Genomic DNA, 13,304 nt, shown 5'->3' on the forward strand with positions numbered 1-13,304 from the left:
TTGTTCACTCGCACTCCGCACTGATTTCGTTCAGCGCACGCTGCGCACTCTCCGGTGGCAACCGGTAGTCCGCCTTGCATTGCGCTTCGGGGCTATCCCCCCATTTGGCAAATACCTGCCCCGTCAATGGCAGGCCGGTGAGATAAACCTGCCCCCCGTCAGCCACAATACTGCCGGATTGGTTGCCCGACGCGGTTGCGATAGCCCCAAACGGAACCGGTTTGCCATTTTTATTGAGTGTCATAAGCACTTTTAGGCCCACGTTGGCCTGAAAATCAGCACGAACAATAGCCCCCTGCGAAGGAATGACCGTCGTGACGGCGTCTTCCAAATCAACGTTGCTCGCCAGGGTGTTCGTGTCCAGTGCAATACGGTTTTCACGGTAATTCATGGCATACGGGATAACAGCGTAGCCACGCCAGTCTGTTCGCACGCCTTTCTGACCGTCCACTTTCACATTACCTGCACCAGGTACTTTGACCAATACCACCGTGTCATTGAGCGGTTGGCTGAGGGTAACGCCATTCTCGTGGGCCAAAACACCGCCGCTCACACCATAATAGAGCTGGCTATAACTGTCGCTCTGGCTGTAGCCGACATTCGCATTCGCCAGGCGGCCGGTGTAGTTCAGCGCGGCATACCCTGTTGAACCGCTGCCCTGATTGCCCCCCCCTGAATAACCGGTCTGTACGCTGTAATTCAGGTTGTTGTCTTCGGTCAGCGTACCGCTGACACCGGCAAGTTGGGTCATCTTTCCATCAAGGTCATTCGATGTGCTGTAACTGGCCCGCGAGTTTCGCAAGACCGATTTGCTGTTGGAGCCCATCCAGTAACTGAATGGAATGCTCATGTTGAATGACACCAGATGGTCACGCTCATCCTGCCAGGCATTTTTCGTCAGGCTGTAATTCATACTCCAGTTGACGCCCCCCGTGACAGAGCTGAGTCCCGCCTGAAGCTGCTCATCCGCTTTGCGTGTACGCCAGTAGGACTGCCGACTTGCACTCAGATACAATGAGGTTTCTCGGCCAATTTGTTGCGAAACGTTCACTTGAAGCCTGCCACGCTTACTGTAAGCAAGATTGTAATAATCCGTGTATTTCGGTTCGATTTGCAGCGGGCCGTCCTGCGTCTGGATGGTATAACCACTCATTTTCTCCCAGGCAGTGTCAGCCAGCGTAAAGTAACCCTGCGTCGAATAGCGATAGCCGAGCAACTGGAGGTTGGTCCCCGTATCGCTCAGCGACTTGTTGTAAAGGAAACGTACTGACTGCCCCCGATGCTCACTGTCATCCGGCAGCGTGGCATTGGCATCAGTGATATCAAGGGACATGGCCCCAAAATATCCCATATTCTTGCCAACACCCGCGTTGAATGCGTGGAATTTGTCAGACAATTGCGCCCCACCATACAGGGTCCACCCATCGGGAAGACCGCGCATTAGCGACCCTTGAACAAACGTCGGTGATTGCTGCTGCCTACTCCCACTACGGTATTCCGCCACCGTCAACTCAAAGCGAGAATGCCCCTCTCTCAACAATGCTGGAACGGAGGAATAAGGCACATTGAAGCTGCGCGTACTGCCGTCAGCCTCACGGATAGTCACTTGCAAGTCGCCACTGTTACCTGCTGCATACAGGTCGTTAATCTCGAAGGGGCCGGGCGGGACCGTTGTCTGGTAAATCTCATAGCCATTCTGGCGGACCGATACCTTGGCCGTCCCCCTGGCAATACCACGAATAACCGGCGCAAACCCCTTCTGGCTGTCTGGAAGCATATTGTCATCGGTGGCTACACGGATGCCTCTGAACTGGACACCGTCAAAAATATCGCCAGCGGTGGTACTGTCACCCAGCGTCAGGCGTGAGCGCAAGGGAACGATGTCACGTTCGGCATAAGTATTAATGTGCTGCCAGGTGTTTTTTTGTGCAGTCGCCCCCCCGCCACTGCTGTAGCTCCAGGTGCTATTATCTCGTAGGCGCCAGGACCCCATATTCACCCCACCATTGAGGTTCATATAGGCATACTGACTATTGCCTCCGTGACGACTGCGGGCTTGGTTACCGGTAAGACTGTAGTTCAGACGTGCACCAGTTATACCGCTATCCCAATACTCGGGTGAGATATAGCCTCGCGCTGTATTACCCATATAGATTTGTGGCACAGTCAGATACAGTCGTTGTTGGCTGGTATCAAATTGTTGTGTGGCATCAGGCATCACCTCCTTGAATGGGATACAGGCATCAGCAGCCAGCACTGACACGCCGGGGATGGTACGAGTATTGACGCCGAAGCCAAGCAACTGCTTGGCGGTAAGACACGCCATCAAGTCCTGTTGCCCCTCCTGTGCCTGAAATGCAACATCTCGGGTAGCAACGAAGGCATTATTAAGATAAATATCAACCCGGTAAGTGCCGGGTGGCAGTTCCTGACCACCTTCAAACCGCGAGAGGTCAGCCACTGCCGCCGGGTCGTCAGACAGAAAACGGGGGTTGAAATATAACTCGGCGCTGATCGGAAACACCGGTACCATCAACGCAGCAAGTGGCGCCAGCACGTAACGACGTACAGAGATTCTTTCTGAAAACATAACGGTCTGTGAGCCGAAACGGCCTGCTCCCTACTTCAGTAAAAGACCCCCACCTCTGCGACAACACACATCGCTCAAGGGGAACTTGATATTTCATCACTCGGTGGCATCCACTACCGATGTGACAGACACCGTATTACTGCATCACCCCTTTCATCTGGGGCGTCACTGCACCGTAGTCGTTGATGGTTTTATAGGTGATGGCTGTTCCGGCGTCTGTGGGCATTTTTACCGTGGTTTCTCCCATCGGAGGCACGAGTGCATTCTCCAGGATGCGGGTACCGGCGTTCAACTCAGTGACCGTCAGAAAATACGGCGTGGGATTAATGAGTTTCAACTCCGTCCCCTGACGACTGAAGCGCAGCTTTTCTGCCGCAATCTCCGGTTTCAACGTCAGTCCGACAGGACGATAATAGAGTTTGATACGACTGGTAATAGCCAGTTGCAAGGTGTTCTCACTCTTCTCGACCTTGCTGGCAGAGGGAATGGCCTTCACATTAATCCAGAAGAGACTTTCGCGGTCCTGGGGAAGCTTGTTATTGGTTGCATCGATAATACGCAGGGTATTTTCTTTTTTTCCCTGCATGGCAAACAGCGGCGGTGTAATCACAAAACGCCCATCTTTTTTTCCGTCACTATTCTCCACCCATGACTGTATCAGAAAGGTGCTTTTTTCATCGTTGTTAGTGACCGCCAATTGCACTTGCTTTTGGTCAGACGGGTATATCACGCGTGTGGTGCCAAGAGCCACACCGGCATCTGCATGAGTGGCGCCAAGCATGATAGCCGTACCGACAATAGCGGTCAGCAAAAGGCGAGCCACTGATACTGGCATATGTTGGGGATTCATTTTGGTAAACATGGATTACTACAACTCCGGTATAGTGATTTTGTCTTTTCGGTGAACGTGTGATGTATTGCAAAAACCACGCGTTATTCATATGTCAGGGAAAACCAGGCCTCAGCATTGGCTGCACCACCCGTTACGGTATGCCCGGTAGCGCGGTATTTAGCGACAAAATGCACAGATAAAGGGCCGTCATTGGGTAATGTGGTCCAAGAACGCACGGGGCCATTGACCGGGATTAACTGGTTCTTTTCATCAAAAATGGCCACTCCAACGCCCGATGCCACACCATTCCCCTCGCCGACTGACAGGAGCTCCGGGTTTTTGCCATCGGCTATACCATGAAAAGCCACGCTAACCCGTTGGCTTACCGCGGTGCTGCAGTCCAACAGATTAATTTCAAAGGGGGTAGGTCCCGCGTCCTCTCCTACAGCGTGAAACCGGTTGCTGCTAACCTGTCCCATAATCACGGTCATGTTATGACTCCCCGCTTCAACACGGCAGGCCTCAGCAATAATCTCTCCCTGAAATCGCATGTTTCCACCTGCGACTGTCACGTTCCATTGATTACCAGCGAAGACAACAGGAGGCAGCAGCATCAAAAAAAACGCCGATTGCATTTTCAACATAGCTTTTCTCCTGGGCGGGCTACGCAAAACAGGTCATCCTGACCTTGAGTGCTTCCTTGCAGTGAGAATTATTGGTACTGAACCTTAAAGTTTGCTTCTGCGTTAGCCGAGCCCGCAGTAGCTACGCCGGTTGCATAGTATGCAGCCATGAAAGAAAGCCTGTTTTCACCATCACTCAGTGTTTTCGGCGTGGAGAACTGAGTGCCATCGACTTTCAATGGCGTTGTGTCATTGTCAGAGAAAAGCTGAATACCTACATTTGTCGCCTGCCCTGCGGCACCGCCACTCAACCCCAAAACGTTATCAAAAGGTGTTGGTATCGCTCCCCCAGTTGAACCACTCGCAACTCCTTGGAAAGCCACAGATGCTTTAGTTGATACGGTAGTGTCGCAGTCTTTCAGGACGATAGTAAAAGACTGGTGACCACTTTTTGCTCCTGCCTGATTAAGCATGGCCGTGCGGACTTGCCCAAGACGAACTGTCATATCGGATGAGCCGGCATCAACTGCGCAGGCGGCGTTAACGACTTCACCTGTAAATTTGATGGTTCCACCATTAACTGTTGTTGCAGCGGAAGAGATCATCGGAAATGCAAGTGACGAGACTGCGATGATAGAAGAAATTAACTTAATTTTCATACTGTTTAGCCATGTTTAGAGTTTATTGAAAAAGTGTGCATATCGAATGCAGTATGAGGAGAAATAATAATTTAGCTCTCACTCATACACTGTATTGAGCGTTAAAATGCCCAGTAAAGAATGATTGTTTACATTGTGAAAATCACAATGATTTCACAGGTGGATTATCTTCATTTTCTCATCATGGTGTTGTTCACTTATCTCATTATTGAAACGTAACTTACAGATTCCAGTCACCCATTTAACTGTAAGATTTTTATGATATATATTTACTTTTTTATTCTCACCACTTAATCAGTGAGGGTGAGAGTGAGAGTGAAAAAGGCAACAAAGCCATCACCTGCGACGCCGGAAAACAATGACATATTATTCAGAATACCCTCCGTTTGGTGGTGGCAAGAAAACTCAGTTTACCATCACCCTCTATCATTGGGGGAGTTCGTGTTTTCCTTGAAACAATTGTCATTAATTATTCCATTCATGACGTAGGTTAATCGTCAGGTTATCTTTTAATTGGTTCCACATGACTTGCTGCAGCCTCATGTATCCGCTTAAGCGCCACTGAGCGATCCGGACGAGTGAGGCCGGCGCGTGCATCAATGGAATAACCTGATGTATCGATATCAAATTGTTCAAACCCAATTTTTTTGAGGTACATGACCAATGTGTCCAGCTTTTTGAACACCCTGACCGGGCGAGCCTGTGACGCCAGGGTCTGCTCACTCAGACCGTACTTAACCTTTAATATCCAGCCGCCATCAGTCCCAACCACGTTTAAGGCACTGACGCTGCCGCTTTCAACCAGAAGGCGCAGCGCTGCATTTTTGAGAATTTTTTGTGTCATAACACCACGCTGTCTGTTTTTCTGCTTGGGTATCAGGGGCATGGCCATCGTCATGGCAGTAACACGCACATCACACGGATTCGTGTGGAAACCTAAAAATGGACGAACATGCACAGAGACCAACAGGTTACCGAATTTGAGCCTCTAAATAACACGTTTGAAATACAACACCATGGAAGTTCGCCCCTGTATATTTAACGCCCAATGAGTCTGTGATGCTTGCGAACGGCTTTGGACTGACATTGGCACTTATCTTGAAACGCATCATACATTGATCGGTTTAACAGATCAATCAGTCTTGATTGATTGATTTAATCTATAGGTTAAACAAATTGAAAATACACTATCGATCGTTTAATGCTATTGTATTTTTAAGAAACAACAGGTTCAGAAAAAAATAACCAATTGAAAAATGGTGTTTTTTATTGAGCATGGCAACCTCGCGGCTGCAAATTGGATCAGCGGGAGCATTTGAACAGTGATAGCGTCAAAACCATAAATTCCGACGCGAAATCGACACATGCTTTGTCTTATACGCGTTATTGCGTCGTATTGCTTATATGTCATTAACGCAACAAAATTACTGCAGTTCCCTCAGGTTATCCGCGCCATCGGATAAAAAAATATCTGCTGGTTGGCCTGCATTCCCTGGGCGGAGAGGTGTGCCATTAGTCTGCGTTCCGGATGGCAGTCGTCATTCTGGACAAAACCAAAGCGGCGCGTGTCTGTCGGAGACCCGACTGAAAAGGATTTGCCGGCAATAATTTCAAAATTTCGCTTTTTGTCGTCCCGATCCCGAACATAACCCCCATCAATACCTACCACAAGCGGTTTACCTGGTCTGGGCAGGTTCCCCCAGTCGCGGGGGCAACCGGAAAGAAAGCCAGAATTCGCTTCTGCCTCTGCATCAAGGCGCTGCGCCACCTGACATAAGTTATTCCTCACCGTTGAGGCATTTAGGCTGTCTCCCACTGGCAGAATATCTTTCAGCAGACGGGTCGTCATTTCATACGAGATCATTGAGGCCCTGCGGGTTTCTATATATTTCAGGGCAGGATGAGTGTGATCGCCCGCCCAGTCACTGAGAAGGCTGACGGTCTTTGTTGTACTTTTTTCGCAGCGGCATCTGTACACCCGGAGCCCCGATACGGGAATAATGCCAAACAGTGTCCGGTACTGTATTTTCTGCCGGCCTTTGATTCTGCGCGCTGCAAGGCAGTGAGGACACTGGATATGCTGGTGAGTGTATTCGTCCGCCTGCTGCTGAACCATTGACTGCTGGACGGTATTCAGCAAGCTCTTCGACTCTGAAAGCGATAATCCGATATCATTTCGGGCATCTCCTGACTTCTGTAATGTCATCAGTTCTTCCGTTCGGCTCACGCCTGACTCATCGGTTATAACTATCTGGAGCGTCAATTTCATCGTTGCCTCCTGCGGTGGTGGGATTATCTCCTGGTTACTGGTTTTTCATCTGGTTGCGAAGTTTATAATATATTGAAATGCCGAGGCTTACGTGGTCGCAGGCGATCCTGAGTCTGACACCTCTGGTCCTGAGCGCGCCAATTTCCTGAATTAGAGAAGGACACCTTTATAGATATCCGTCAGCGGCGGCGATCCAACCAGATCACTTCAGGTTCCAGTGCTGGCGCCGCCAGGTCGAGTTTGCTCAATTGCCTGTTGATTTTATTGCGATTGAACCGAACAGCATCCAGGTCGTCAACAAAGATCCGGATTTCTCCGACCGTTGTTGCATCATCCGCATTAACGATGGCCTCCAGAAAAGCCAGCGTCTTATCCGCTTCATCCGCAGCCGTTGCTCCGGGCATGCCATGGCCGCTCATACAAAATGGTGTTTTCAGCGTTGAGTCTTCATGAATGGCCTCAACCCGAACGTCATGAAGCCAGTGCTCAAAGAAGTTGTATTCGTAGGTAAAGCGATCGCCGATATCAAAACTAAAATCATCAATCACGGTCTGGAACGGGTTATCCGGAAAGCCAATGCCACCGTCGTAAGAGATACCGTAATCTTTGCCGTAAATATGAAACTGATGGAGGTAATCATCACCCCAGCCCTGCACGATCTGGAAAATGGAGTGAAGTGCGGCCAGCGACGTATCAACAGCGATTCTTAGCCGACGCCAGACCATGGGACTTACGCCACGAACAGTAATTTTGATGACGTAGATCTTCATAGCCAGATAGCAGGTATTGTTATGAAATAATGTTGGATATTCTAGCCCCAGCAGGCGATACATTCGGTGACTGCCCCACACTTTTTCATGCTCTCCCCAATGGAACGAAAACGAACGCTAAGAGCGTAACATTATGTATTTTATACGCTTAGCGTACAAAAATTCCCGATCTCCAAACTGCTCCCTCTTAGCGTAGTTAATTTTCCGTTTTCCAAGCGGCCCCCCTAGACATCGAACCTTCCGAAAACCACGCAAATCGGAAAGGCCGATCCCACGACAGGCAACGGCGGTTCACGAACCCCGACATGATTAACCCACTGACTCCACAGTGACGGCAGTACCGGTATAGAGAACGTTGCCCTCATCCAGGGGGATCACCGTTATTCCATAGACCGCATTTGCTTCACCGCCAGAAATGTCTGCTGCAGCGCCTGTGAATTCTTCCAGCGCGAAGCGGCTGAGTCTTGAGGGAATAACGCCTCGGCTATTAGACTCAAAAGAAAAAACAGTTTGTATCATTCCATGCAGTTTCACTATTTTATATTCATCCGGAAACTTATCGACAGTCAATAAAATCATTGCGGTATCCTGTATTCATCAACTCATTAAGATTGATATATAGTTAAATACTACTAGGAGAGGCACTATCAAACGTTATCGATAATATTGCACTCTCCATTTCTTACCTTCATTATTTATCAATATGCACTTTATTTTCCTGTTTATCCATTGAAGTCAGAGCATAAGCCAAGGACCAAAAAAGGCCGAAAATCACTGCTGAAAATGCGGAACCATATAGGATAGCAGTAGCCATATCTGGCTTTGACGACCATAATTCAGGATTATAATAGAAGCCATGGGAAAATAGCCACGCCATGGCGAGATAGATGAATAAACACGAAACAGACAATAAGTTTCTTTTTAGACAAATAAACATTATCAACGCCATTAAAATGATGATTGGCACTGCCACTGTCACCACCTGACTAACAAACGTTTGAAACTGAAATTGCATTTCCCATCTCCTTATGATTTTACCAATTACTTGGATCCTATATAATCCTATTAATTAAAAAGGTTGCCATGTGCACGTGGCAAAGCATTTTCAGCAATAGACTCTGCAAAGTCTGCAAGCATAGGCTCAGTCTTCCATGCATTCACTAAAGTAAGTAATGTTGGCTCTTCGACTTTATGACAAACATCAATAACAATTTTTTTAGCGCGTGAAAATTCATCTTCCGATAATTTACTATCAGATAACTCTTGCATGAGGTTCATTATAATTAATGGTTCATTACGAAGCTCAGAAATAGGATTTAAAATATTATTATCACCTTGTATTTTATCGCGTGTAAAAACTGTAATTTTATCTTTCATAATACCTCCATGTTTACCCAATTAAGGCTTTTGCCTTTGCACGTACATCTGATAGTACCGACGCAGGCACCTTTCCCTTTTTTATGGCATTACGTTCTTTCCAATCCAGGCTCTTAACTTGATCTGCAAGGACTGCACTCTCACGTTCACCAGGGACAATGACTTCAAAAGGGTACCCTTTAATTTTGGTCGTCATCGGGCAGCACAGCATTAACCCAATCCGCCCGTTGTATACGGCTGGGCTTAGCACTAATGCAGGGCGATGGCCCGCTTGTTCATGCCCCGCCTGGGGATCAAACTCTAGCCAGACAATATCACCGGCGTCAGGAACGTAACCCTTAACCATTACAGTGCCTCATTGCCAACAGGCTCACCAAACGAAACGGCCTGGTGAATGTTCTCGTCCGTCACGCCTGCCAACAGGCCGTCAAGCGAATAGACCTTTGCCCGCACCGGTACAATGACTATACGTCCTTCTTCGACGCTGACCTCAACAGTATCATCCACGTTGAGCGATGCCGCTTTCATGATGGCTACAGGAAGCCTGACTGACGGGCTGTTGCCCCATTTTTTTACCACAACTTGAGACATGTTCTCCTCCTTATCAGCCGTAATGTATCGACACTGTAGAAACATTAGTCAAATTACTGCGAAATGTCAACAATGTTGATACGATGCTTTCCGACTTCTACAGAGGTCGGAAAGGCCGTTACTGGCCAGAAAGCACACCTTCCGAGAAAAGCACAAAGCGGAAAGACCACTCCCACGGCTATGAGAAGAGGATCGCCCGCCAAACGACGAGTCCCCCCTCGCCTTCACCATCATCCACGATGGATTCATCCCCGTCGCCGTTTCATTAAAGCCCATTATTTATTAGACATTTTTTATTTAAATTCTGTGCCATTAACCACACAACCGGCTCACATATATCTACCGAGGTATCACGCGTATTATCTAAGGCAGACATAGTGTTAAATTAGTTATGTCTTGTGAATGATAGAAACGATTATATATCCGCGAACGTAAATCGAAAAGTATTTACACACAACAGTATTTCAAAACAATAAATTAAGGAAATAACATGGCCGGATTTAGTTGGGGCGGTAATGGTGATGGGACCAATTGGAGTTCAGAAAGAGGGAGTGGTCGCCAAACTGGCGTTCACTGGGGCGGCGGCAGTAATGGGGGCAATGGCGGTAATGGTGGCGGGGCAGCGTCAACCAGTGTGAAAATGTTAAAACCGGGTGAATCTCACAAAAGTAAATTTGGGACAGTGACGATCAATGCCGAAGGTCATCCTGTTATGAATGGTATCGTGATGACTAGTTTTAATTCATCATTGGTCGATGACGGCGCGAATGGAGTTACTCGCGTATTAAATTCACTAATCGGAAATAGTCCAACAGCTCGCGGAGACAACGTTAATAAATGGAACATGGGTGGGGTTTTTTATCCACTCTCAGGACATGCGAACGTGGTCGATACCGGTCGATTCCTCGGTGAAAATAGTAACAAGCCCGAGTATTACGTTCGAAGTGGCGATAATATTTACTCTGTCACAGTATTAAATGAGAAACAGGACCTTCATCCCAGACTGGCGTTTGGCAATCATAGTGGCAACTCATCAGCGAGGCGAGCTCAAGAGAATAAAGCGGAGGATCTGCTTCGCGCCTATCTCAATGAAATCAATTCGGCGGTGAGATTCACTGCTGATTATTTTAAAGAGGTTACTGCGAAATACGGGGTTAACTCGGCCGCCATCGCACGGGAACTGGCGGATTCGGCAAAAGGGAAAAAGATCAGGAATGTCACCGAGGCCTTGCAAGCGTATGAAAAGTATGGGCTTGCGATACATCGTAAATTCAGTGTGCAGGATCGTGAGGCCATTGCCCGTGCCCTGGAATCTGTGAATCGCGATCTGGTGGCCCAAAATCTGGCCAAATTCAGTAAAGCCTTCGGCGCGGTTGGGTACACCATAGACGCCGTATCTCTGGCCGTGGAGTTAGCCAAAGGGATCCGGACCGGCGATTACCGGTCCTTTTATGTCAGGGCTGAGACCATTGGTGCCTCACTGGCGGCATCGGCCCTTGTTGCCTTTACCTTTGCGGTGTTAACCGCCACACCGTTGGGCATTCTGGGTTATGGGTTGTTACTGGCCATCACCAGCACGCTCATCAATGATGCGTTGATCCAAAAAATCAACGACAAAATCTTTAGATAAAACTAGCGCCCTACACTTTACCCTGTAGGGCGTTTTTATTCAGCAGCAGATAGAGAAGACCAAGCGGGATGGAAACCACGAAGCAAGCCATATGATACAGGGCGTAGAGGCCATTCTTTGCCGGGGTCTCAACAAACAGTCCCCGCGACCAGAACTCACGCGTGGTGTATTTAAGGGCCAGCGTTTCAACCAGGCATTTTGCGAAAGGAAAGAGGACGGCAGACAGCCCAAAGATAAGATACATGCCTACCGAATGGCCCTGATTGAAACCACTGTAATAGATAAACGCGGCCAAGACCGCCCACAGAGAACCATACACTATATTCTTCAGATAAAATGCCTTGGTCATCATCATCTCTCCCGTGTTGTCACTCCCGTTCCTGCACCTTGATTTCTACTTTACCACTCTTACCGTGTGAAGACGTAGTCATGCTGAAATGATAAATGTCATGCTCACTGAAAAGTAGGCATCCTAACCAGTACGCTGGCATGAACGGCAAATTGCATCTGTAAGAGGCTTTCCGAGATCGGCAGAGGTCGGAAAGGACGATCGTGGAACAGAGAAAGCGCATCCCCCCCCCATGGTCCATCTATAAACCATTACACTCCAGGCCAACGTGTTCGGCGATCGGCAATGAGCAGGTAGCACGCGAGATCAGCCAAACAGGTACCTGAGAAGATTTATACCCGCGGTAAGCAGGCAAATAGTAATCAACAGGTCAATCACGCCCAGTTCTAAAAATTTTTTCATAACTCTAAACCTTCTTTAAAGTAAAAAATATGAATATGAAAAAATAATATTGATAGCACTCTCTTGACCAGGCACTAGGTATCGAGAAAGGAAATGCTAACAATAATTCCTTAACGGCTCCGACGTCCGGCAAGATAATGATAACTACCATAGGCAAGCAAGCCATAAGATACCGCAGTGATTAGGATATCCTTACGAACGGTATCGGGTTCCCATGTAACGAGAAAAGGCACCGACACCATAAGCAGTAAAAATGCTGCAATAAAACAGAAGCACAGCATTACAAGAATTTTATTTAGTATTTTAGTTAGCATAACCATCCTGTCTCATGTTATAGCCCACGATATCAACATTTTAATAAACCAGGCAGAACACCGTTCCTTTAGGCTGTTTGCCGGTAAAGCCCAATTCACCAATGATCCAAAGGGAAAGCTTCTCTGCCCTTATCCGAAAGGCACATTTTCTCGCGCTCATCTTTCATAATAAGCTGGTGAAACTTTAGCTTCCCCACTAAAGCAGAGAGATATTCCCTATCAATGAATTTCAACTCAAGGGATAGCGAATCGATATCAAATGATCCATCGTTGTTATTTATACAAGCAAGCACCTTCTTTAAAAGGTCTTTGTACTCATCAGGATATAGCTCTAGTCCAGTCCCACCCACATTTACGTCTGTCATATAAACACCTCATTTTGTTTGTTCAGGCATTTTATCACATCCAGATAATACTTTTTTGCAAGGTGTGTTTGAGGGCCAATCACATGAACACCTGCTTGGGTGATTTTCCGGTATTGCCCAATCAGGGCGGCGCTATCACTCTTGCCCCCCGGAGCTAGCGGCCAACACCGATTTGATAGCGTTTACGTGGACTCCATCTGCTGCCGGTCGCTAAAATTGATAGCACTTGAGTCACCAGGCGCGAGGCCTCGAGCGCAGAAATGCTATCAATACGGTGATCATATGGAGAATGCCAAATCGAGCAAGCGCGCTTTATCCACTGGCGTCTGAAAGTCTGCCGTTAACTGGTTCCACAGCTCATAAGCGCCCATAGCTGCCGCCGCACAACGATCTGGCCGCGTGTCGAATATGTTAACCATATCGATATCGAGCTCTTTTAATGAATCCCTTTCATTACGTATAAACTTTTCAGTCACTTCCGTTATTTCTTGATAAGAAAATATTTTTTTATCCATACATAATCCTTTAGGTAA

General features: G+C 47.7%; 15 protein-coding genes and 1 pseudogene. 1 reads left to right on the plus strand and 15 read right to left on the minus strand.

Features of this window, described 5'->3' with window-relative positions; all coding sequences use genetic code 11:
* Window positions 1-4 precede the first annotated feature (4 nt).
* The 12 genes and pseudogenes from KGP16_RS26870 to KGP16_RS26925 form a co-directional block, all read right to left on the minus strand.
* A complete protein-coding gene (locus KGP16_RS26870; RefSeq protein WP_223500371.1) occupies window positions 5-2,590 on the minus strand; it encodes a fimbrial biogenesis usher protein in 2,586 nt (861 codons plus the stop codon).
* Between the two features lie 136 nt (window positions 2,591-2,726).
* Window positions 2,727-3,371 (minus strand): fimbria/pilus periplasmic chaperone, encoded by a 645-nt coding sequence (locus KGP16_RS26875; RefSeq protein WP_223499712.1) that lies wholly within the window; start codon window positions 3,369-3,371, stop codon window positions 2,727-2,729.
* Window positions 3,372-3,523: 152 nt separating this feature from the next.
* Window positions 3,524-4,063 (minus strand): fimbrial protein, encoded by a 540-nt coding sequence (locus KGP16_RS26880; protein ID WP_371822215.1) that lies wholly within the window; start codon window positions 4,061-4,063, stop codon window positions 3,524-3,526.
* Window positions 4,064-4,134: 71 nt separating this feature from the next.
* Entirely contained in the window at window positions 4,135-4,704 is a 570-nt protein-coding gene (locus KGP16_RS26885) for a fimbrial protein (RefSeq protein WP_223498391.1), read from the minus strand.
* A gap of 502 nt (window positions 4,705-5,206) precedes the next feature.
* The gene (locus tag KGP16_RS26890; RefSeq protein WP_223501712.1) at window positions 5,207-5,602 is read right to left on the minus strand and encodes a hypothetical protein; all 396 of its coding nucleotides are present in this window, start codon (window positions 5,600-5,602) and stop codon (window positions 5,207-5,209) included.
* Window positions 5,603-6,131: 529 nt separating this feature from the next.
* A pseudogene (locus tag KGP16_RS26895) lies at window positions 6,132-6,973 on the minus strand (ISKra4 family transposase); the annotation flags it as partial.
* Window positions 6,974-7,152: 179 nt separating this feature from the next.
* A complete protein-coding gene (locus tag KGP16_RS26900) occupies window positions 7,153-7,698 on the minus strand; it encodes a plasmid pRiA4b ORF-3 family protein (RefSeq protein ID WP_245398329.1) in 546 nt (181 codons plus the stop codon).
* Between the two features lie 354 nt (window positions 7,699-8,052).
* Complete coding sequence (locus KGP16_RS26905; RefSeq protein ID WP_223501714.1) at window positions 8,053-8,322, minus strand: hypothetical protein; 270 nt, start codon at window positions 8,320-8,322, stop codon at window positions 8,053-8,055.
* Window positions 8,323-8,434: 112 nt separating this feature from the next.
* The gene (locus KGP16_RS26910; protein WP_223501716.1) at window positions 8,435-8,758 is read right to left on the minus strand and encodes a hypothetical protein; all 324 of its coding nucleotides are present in this window, start codon (window positions 8,756-8,758) and stop codon (window positions 8,435-8,437) included.
* Between the two features lie 50 nt (window positions 8,759-8,808).
* Window positions 8,809-9,120 carry a hypothetical protein gene (locus KGP16_RS26915; protein ID WP_223501591.1) on the minus strand — a complete coding sequence of 104 codons (312 nt, stop codon included), beginning with the start codon at window positions 9,118-9,120 and terminating at the stop codon, window positions 8,809-8,811.
* A 13-nt stretch (window positions 9,121-9,133) separates the two neighbouring features.
* On the minus strand, window positions 9,134-9,466 hold the full coding sequence (gene mazF / locus KGP16_RS26920; protein WP_223501592.1) for an endoribonuclease MazF: 333 nt from the start codon (window positions 9,464-9,466) through the stop codon (window positions 9,134-9,136).
* Window positions 9,466-9,711: an AbrB/MazE/SpoVT family DNA-binding domain-containing protein gene (locus KGP16_RS26925; protein WP_223501593.1), complete on the minus strand. Its 246-nt coding sequence runs from the start codon at window positions 9,709-9,711 to the stop codon at window positions 9,466-9,468. Before KGP16_RS26925 ends, mazF begins: the two co-directional genes overlap by 1 nt.
* Window positions 9,712-10,201: 490 nt before the next feature.
* Here KGP16_RS26925 and KGP16_RS26930 point away from each other — a divergent pair, with 490 nt between their 5' ends.
* The gene (locus tag KGP16_RS26930; protein ID WP_223501594.1) at window positions 10,202-11,341 is read left to right on the plus strand and encodes a colicin-like pore-forming protein; all 1,140 of its coding nucleotides are present in this window, start codon (window positions 10,202-10,204) and stop codon (window positions 11,339-11,341) included.
* A 10-nt stretch (window positions 11,342-11,351) separates the two neighbouring features.
* Here KGP16_RS26930 and KGP16_RS26935 read toward each other — a convergent pair whose 3' ends face one another.
* The 3 genes from KGP16_RS26935 to KGP16_RS26945 all read right to left on the minus strand — a co-directional run bounded on the left by KGP16_RS26935 (window position 11,352) and on the right by KGP16_RS26945 (window position 13,286).
* The gene (locus tag KGP16_RS26935; protein ID WP_223501596.1) at window positions 11,352-11,696 is read right to left on the minus strand and encodes a colicin E1 immunity protein; all 345 of its coding nucleotides are present in this window, start codon (window positions 11,694-11,696) and stop codon (window positions 11,352-11,354) included.
* A gap of 805 nt (window positions 11,697-12,501) precedes the next feature.
* Window positions 12,502-12,771, minus strand: coding sequence for a hypothetical protein (locus KGP16_RS26940; protein ID WP_223501598.1), 270 nt, complete (start codon window positions 12,769-12,771; stop codon window positions 12,502-12,504).
* 278 nt (window positions 12,772-13,049) lie between these two features.
* Window positions 13,050-13,286, minus strand: a complete 237-nt coding sequence (locus KGP16_RS26945; protein ID WP_223501600.1) for a hypothetical protein — start codon at window positions 13,284-13,286, stop codon at window positions 13,050-13,052.
* Window positions 13,287-13,304: the final 18 nt, after the last annotated feature.

This window comes from Serratia sp. JSRIV006 (assembly GCF_019968685.1).
GTDB lineage: Bacteria > Pseudomonadota > Gammaproteobacteria > Enterobacterales > Enterobacteriaceae > Chania > Chania fonticola_B.

What these genes read in the sequence shown, in the direction of transcription:
- KGP16_RS26870 (WP_223500371.1), bottom strand. Translation starts at nt 2,590, where the DNA reads ATGTTTTCAGAAAGAATCTCTGTACGTCGTTACGTGCTGGCGCCACTT.
- KGP16_RS26875 (WP_223499712.1), bottom strand. Translation starts at nt 3,371, where the DNA reads ATGCTTGGCGCCACTCATGCAGATGCCGGTGTGGCTCTTGGCACCACA.
- KGP16_RS26885 (WP_223498391.1), bottom strand. Translation starts at nt 4,704, where the DNA reads ATGAAAATTAAGTTAATTTCTTCTATCATCGCAGTCTCGTCACTTGCA.
- KGP16_RS26890 (WP_223501712.1), bottom strand. Translation starts at nt 5,602, where the DNA reads ATGACGATGGCCATGCCCCTGATACCCAAGCAGAAAAACAGACAGCGT.
- KGP16_RS26900 (WP_245398329.1), bottom strand. Translation starts at nt 7,698, where the DNA reads ATGGTCTGGCGTCGGCTAAGAATCGCTGTTGATACGTCGCTGGCCGCA.
- KGP16_RS26905 (WP_223501714.1), bottom strand. Translation starts at nt 8,322, where the DNA reads ATGATTTTATTGACTGTCGATAAGTTTCCGGATGAATATAAAATAGTG.
- KGP16_RS26910 (WP_223501716.1), bottom strand. Translation starts at nt 8,758, where the DNA reads ATGCAATTTCAGTTTCAAACGTTTGTTAGTCAGGTGGTGACAGTGGCA.
- KGP16_RS26915 (WP_223501591.1), bottom strand. Translation starts at nt 9,120, where the DNA reads ATGAAAGATAAAATTACAGTTTTTACACGCGATAAAATACAAGGTGAT.
- mazF (WP_223501592.1), bottom strand. Translation starts at nt 9,466, where the DNA reads ATGGTTAAGGGTTACGTTCCTGACGCCGGTGATATTGTCTGGCTAGAG.
- KGP16_RS26925 (WP_223501593.1), bottom strand. Translation starts at nt 9,711, where the DNA reads ATGTCTCAAGTTGTGGTAAAAAAATGGGGCAACAGCCCGTCAGTCAGG.
- KGP16_RS26930 (WP_223501594.1), top strand. Translation starts at nt 10,202, where the DNA reads ATGGCCGGATTTAGTTGGGGCGGTAATGGTGATGGGACCAATTGGAGT.
- KGP16_RS26935 (WP_223501596.1), bottom strand. Translation starts at nt 11,696, where the DNA reads ATGATGATGACCAAGGCATTTTATCTGAAGAATATAGTGTATGGTTCT.
- KGP16_RS26940 (WP_223501598.1), bottom strand. Translation starts at nt 12,771, where the DNA reads ATGACAGACGTAAATGTGGGTGGGACTGGACTAGAGCTATATCCTGAT.
- KGP16_RS26945 (WP_223501600.1), bottom strand. Translation starts at nt 13,286, where the DNA reads ATGGATAAAAAAATATTTTCTTATCAAGAAATAACGGAAGTGACTGAA.